This is a genomic window from Streptomyces sp. NH27, assembly GCF_056859195.1.
In genome coordinates, this window is record NZ_JACEGK010000574.1 from 1 (window position 1) to 4,839 (window position 4,839).

At 69.0% G+C, this 4,839-nt stretch carries 4 protein-coding genes; all 4 read right to left on the reverse strand.

The window, feature by feature from the left end; all coding sequences use genetic code 11:
- Window positions 1-70: 70 nt before the first annotated feature.
- From AC13HU_RS32185 to AC13HU_RS32200, 4 genes are read right to left on the reverse strand one after another with little or no spacing between them, the layout of a single operon-like run.
- Window positions 71-787, reverse strand: a complete 717-nt coding sequence (locus AC13HU_RS32185) for an ABC transporter ATP-binding protein (RefSeq protein WP_483045514.1) — start codon at window positions 785-787, stop codon at window positions 71-73.
- Window positions 784-1,830 (reverse strand): ABC transporter ATP-binding protein, encoded by a 1,047-nt coding sequence (locus AC13HU_RS32190; RefSeq protein WP_483045515.1) that lies wholly within the window; start codon window positions 1,828-1,830, stop codon window positions 784-786. Before AC13HU_RS32190 ends, AC13HU_RS32185 begins: the two co-directional genes overlap by 4 nt.
- An 8-nt stretch (window positions 1,831-1,838) precedes the next feature.
- Window positions 1,839-3,749: a branched-chain amino acid ABC transporter permease gene (locus AC13HU_RS32195; protein ID WP_483045516.1), complete on the reverse strand. Its 1,911-nt coding sequence runs from the start codon at window positions 3,747-3,749 to the stop codon at window positions 1,839-1,841.
- Between the two features lie 5 nt (window positions 3,750-3,754).
- On the reverse strand, window positions 3,755-4,684 hold the full coding sequence (locus tag AC13HU_RS32200; protein WP_483045517.1) for a branched-chain amino acid ABC transporter permease: 930 nt from the start codon (window positions 4,682-4,684) through the stop codon (window positions 3,755-3,757).
- Between the last annotated feature and the right edge of the window lie 155 nt (window positions 4,685-4,839).

Genomic DNA, 4,839 nt, shown 5'->3' on the forward strand with positions numbered 1-4,839 from the left:
TGTATAAGAGACAGCACTCCTGGAGTGCGGGCCTTACCCATGCGGGTTGTCATCGGTGTCGCGTCGTGGGTCAGTCCTCGCCGAGGTAGGCCTTGCGGACGCCCTCGTCGTGGAGGAGGTCCTGGCCGGTGCCGGAGATCTTGATGTTGCCGATCTCCATGACGTGGGCCTGGTCGGCGAGGGAGAGGGCCGCCTGGGCGTTCTGCTCGACGAGCAGGATGGTGGTGCCCTGGGACTTCAGCTCGACGATGGTGGACATGATCTTCTGCATCATGATCGGCGAGAGGCCCATGGAGGGTTCGTCGAGCATGAGCAGCTTGGGTTGCGACATCAGGGCGCGGCCCATGGCGAGCATCTGCTGCTCGCCGCCGGAGAGGGTGCCCGCGGCCTGTTTACGGCGTTCGCCGAGGATCGGGAAGAGCTCGTAGGCGCGCTCGACGTCCTTGGTGATGCCGGCGGTGTCCCTGCGGAGGAAGGCACCCAGCAGCAGGTTCTGCTCGATGCTGAGCCGGGGGAAGATGTGCCGGCCTTCCGGGGAGTGGGCGAGGCCGAGGGCGACGATCTTGTGCGGGGGGACCCGGCTGAGCACCTTGCCGTCGAACGTCACCCGCCCGCCGATCGGCTTGAGCAGGCCGCTGAGGGTGCGCAGGGTGGTGGTCTTGCCGGCGCCGTTGGTGCCGATGAGGGTGACGACCTGACCGGCTTCGACCGAGAAGGAGATGCCCTTGACGGCTTCGATCTTGCCGTAGGCGACCCGGAGGTCCTCTACTTCGAGCAGTGCGGTCATCGGTCGTTCTCCTGCTCGTGCGCGCCGGTACCGGGCTCCGGGTCCGGGTCGGCCCCGGCGGCGGGTTCGGCGGCGGGTTCCGCTCCGGTTCCTGCGTCGGCTTCGGCATCGGCTTCGGACCGGGGCTCGGGCTCCGATTCGGTCTGGGGCGCCGGCTCCGACTCCGGCGCCGGCTCTGGCTCCGGCTCCAACTCCAACTCCTGAGTCGGGGTCGGGGTCGGGGTCTCCTCCGCCTCGAACGGTTCGCCCAGATACGCCGCGATGACGCGTTCGTCGCTCTGGACGACCTCGGAGGTGCCCTCCACCAGTTTCTGGCCCTGGACGAGGACGGCGACGCGGTCGCAGAGGTTGAAGATGAACCGCATGTCGTGCTCGATGACGAGGACGGCGATGCCCTGGTCCCGGATGGCGAAGACCAGTTCCTCGGTGGTCCGGGTCTCCTGCGGGTTCATGCCCGCGGTGGGCTCGTCGAGCAGGAGCAGCCCGGGTTCGCTGGCGAGCGCGCGGGCGATCTCCAGCTTGCGCTGTTCGCCGTAGGGGAGGTTGCGGGCGAGGTGGTCGGCCTTCGCCGCGAGGCCGGTGAACTGGAGCAGTTCCATGGCCCGTTCGCGGGAGCGGGCTTCGGCCTTGTGGTAGCCGGGTCCGCGGATGAGGGCGGAGAGCAGGCCCTCCCGGGTGCGGGTGTGCCGGCCGACCAGGACGTTCTCCAGCACGGTCATGTTGGCGAACAGCCGGATGTTCTGGAAGGTGCGGGCGACGCCTGCCTTGGTGACCAGGTGGGGCTTGGGCGGCAGGACGGTGCCCTTGTAGCTGACGGAGCCCTCGGTGGGGACGTACAGCCCGGTGAGGCAGTTGAAGAAGGTGGTCTTTCCGGCGCCGTTGGGGCCGATCAGGCCGACGATCTCGCCGCTGTTGACGGTGAGGCTGACGTCGCGGACGGCGGTGAGGCCGCCGAACCGCATGATGACGCCGCTGGCCTGGAGCAGTGGTGTGCTGCCGGGGGTGGCCGCCGGGGCGGCGGAGGTGCTGGTCGTCGTGGTCATGGTGTCCTTCACGCCCCTGCCGTGCCGGCGGCCGTGCCGTCGTCACCGACGACCGACTGTGCGGGTACCAGGGCTTCGTCCGGTGCCGGGGCTTCGTCCTGGTGGAACTCCAGCCGGCGGCGGCGGTTGGCGATGATGCCCTCGGGCCGGAACCGCATGATGAGCACGAGGGTGACGCCGAACGCGAGGAGTTCGTAGCGCTGGAGGAAGCCGAGCTTCTCGGGGATGAGGTAGAGCAGGGCCGCGCCGAGGACGGGTCCGGTGACGGTGCCCATGCCGCCGAGGACGACTGCGGCGAGCAGGAACGCGGAGTTGGGCGGTGCGGCGCCGGAGAACTGGTAGGGGTTGGGTACGACGCTGTAGGTGACGTGGGCGCTGACAGTGCCGGCCAGGCCCGCCAGCGAGGCGCCGAGCGCGAACGCGATGAGCTTGACCCGGAAGCCGTTGATGCCCATGGCGGTGGCGGCGGTCTCGTCCTCGCGGATGGCGATCCAGGAGCGGCCGATCCGGGAGTCGGAGGCGCGGGTGAAGACGAGTACCACGATCACCGTGATGACGAGCATCAGCAGGTAGTAGTTGGCGAAGCGGCCCAGGGTGATGGAGCCCATCTTGTGGGCGTCGCCGAGGTTGTAACCGAAGACCGACAGGTCGGGGATCTGCGAGATGCCGTTCGGGCCGTTGGTGACCTTGGGGCCGGAGACGCCGTCGAGGTTGTTGACGGCGATCCGGAAGATCTCTCCGAAGCCGAGGGTGACGATGGCCAGGTAGTCGCCGCGCAGCCGCAGGGTGGGGGCGCCGATGAGGACGCCGAAGATCAGCGATGCGGCCATGCCGGTCAGGGCGGCGGCCCAGAAGGGGAATTGGACGCCGGCCCAGATGGAGTACTCGGAGCCGGAGACCAGGGCCGCGGCGTAGGCGCCGACGCCGAGGAAGGCGACGTAGCCGAGGTCGAGCAGGCCGGTGAGGCCGACGACGATGTTCAGGCCGAGGGCGACGGTGCCGAAGATGAGGATGTTGACGCCGAGGTTCGCCCAGTGCTCGTTGTTCTGCACGAACGGGTAGGCGATGGCGGCGAGGATGCCCATCACGATGGCGAACGGCCGGTGGTCGGTGGTGATCTTGGAGAACTGCCGGGTGAGTCCGGCGGCGTTGAACGCCCACAGGGCGAAGACGACCAGGATCAGGTAGCCGATGAAGAGTTCGGTGTAGCCGGTGGCGAGGCCGTAGGTGAGGACCTTCACGCCGGCCGCGGCGACCACGACGATCGTCAGGTACTGCACCCACAGGGGTGCCCTGGCGGGGTCGGGGACCGACAACTCACTGTGGTTGAGCCGGGCCTGGCGCAGCCAGCGGTAGGAGCCGCGGGCGGCGCCGTTCTCGCTGAGGCGGCCGAGTTCGTAGTACTCGGCGCTGGCTTCGTCCAGTGGCCGGCGGTCGATGGGCAGGCCGAGGGCGCCGACGAACAGGATGAGTGAGGCGACGGCGGCGACGAAGCCGCCGGGGTCGAGGTTGGCCAGGCCGCCGAGTTCCTGCGCGATGGCGATGACGGCGTACCAGGTGGTGGCGAAGGTGCCGGCGGCCAGCAGCAGGACGGCGTTGGGCGAGCGGTTGGGCACCAGCCAGGTCAGGCCCTTGACGCCGAACGCCCCGAGGGCGAGCAGGCCGGTGAGGATGGCGCCGATGAGGGTGATGACCTGGAGGCCGCCGGGGTAGCCGTTGACGGTGAGGTCGCCGGGGAAGTCGGAGGTGTAGGTCCAGGACATGAAGGTGGCCGCCACGGTGCCCACGACGCCGACGAGGGTCGTGATGCGGGCGACGCCCGGCGGCAGGCTGACGAAGGAGTCGGAGCGCGGCGCGTCGGGGTTGGTGGTGCCCAGCGGTACGGGCTGGGGTGCCTCGGTGGTGGGAATGTCGGTCATCCGGCTCACGCCCTGTCCGCTACGCGTTCACCCAACAGGCCCTGTGGTCGGACCAGTAGGACCACGATGAGCAGGACGAAGGCCCATACGTTGGCCCAGCCCTGGCCGCCGAGTTGGTGCATGCCGGGGATGTTGGCGATGTAGGCGGTGGCACAGGCTTCGGCGATGCCGAGGACCAGTCCGCCGAGCATGGCGCCGTAGATGTTCCCGATGCCGCCGAGGACGGCGGCGGTGAAGGCTTTCAGGCCGGCCTGGAAGCCCATGTTGTAGGTGATCTGACCGTACTTCAGGCCGAAGGCGACACCGGCGACGGCGGCGAACAGGCCGCCGATGGCGAAGGCGATCACGATGATGCGGTTGGTGTCGATGCCCATGAGCTGGGCGGTGTCCGGGTCCTGCGCGGTGGCCTGCATGGCGCGGCCGGTGCGGCTGGTGCGGACGAAGGCGGCCAGGCCGATCATGCAGATCGCGGCGGCGACGACGAGGAAGATGTCGTTGCGCTGGATGCTTATGGAGCCGATGTGGTACGGGTGGGTGCCGAGTTGCGGGAAGTTCTTGGCGTTGTCGGCGCCGGGGTACCAGACGAAGATGGCCTGCTGGAGGGCGAGGGAGAGGCCGATCGCGGTGATGAGTGGCGCGAGTCTGGGTGCGCCGCGCAGTGGCCGGTAGGCGAACCGTTCGGCGCCTACCGCTATGAGCATGGAGACGATCGCGCCGCCGACGAGCATCAGGGGCAGTGCGGCCCAGATGTTCATGCCGTTCGGCAGGATGTTCCATACGGTGAGCGCGCCGAAGGCGCCGGTCATGAAGATCTCGCCGTGGGCGAAGTTGATGAGCTGGACGATGCCGTACACCATCGTGTAGCCGATGGCGATGAGCCCGTACATCGAGCCGAGGAACAGCCCGTTGGCCAGCTGTTGCGGCAGGGTGTGCACCGCATGGCCTCCATGTCGCTGGGAGCAGGTGGGTCGGGGACGGTGGGCGCGGTCCCCCGGGGCGCGCGGAGCGGTGGTGCGGTGGTGCGGACGGGGGTCCCGGTGTGGGTCCGGGAGGTGGTGCGGGTCCCGGTGTGGGTCCGGGAGGTGGTGTG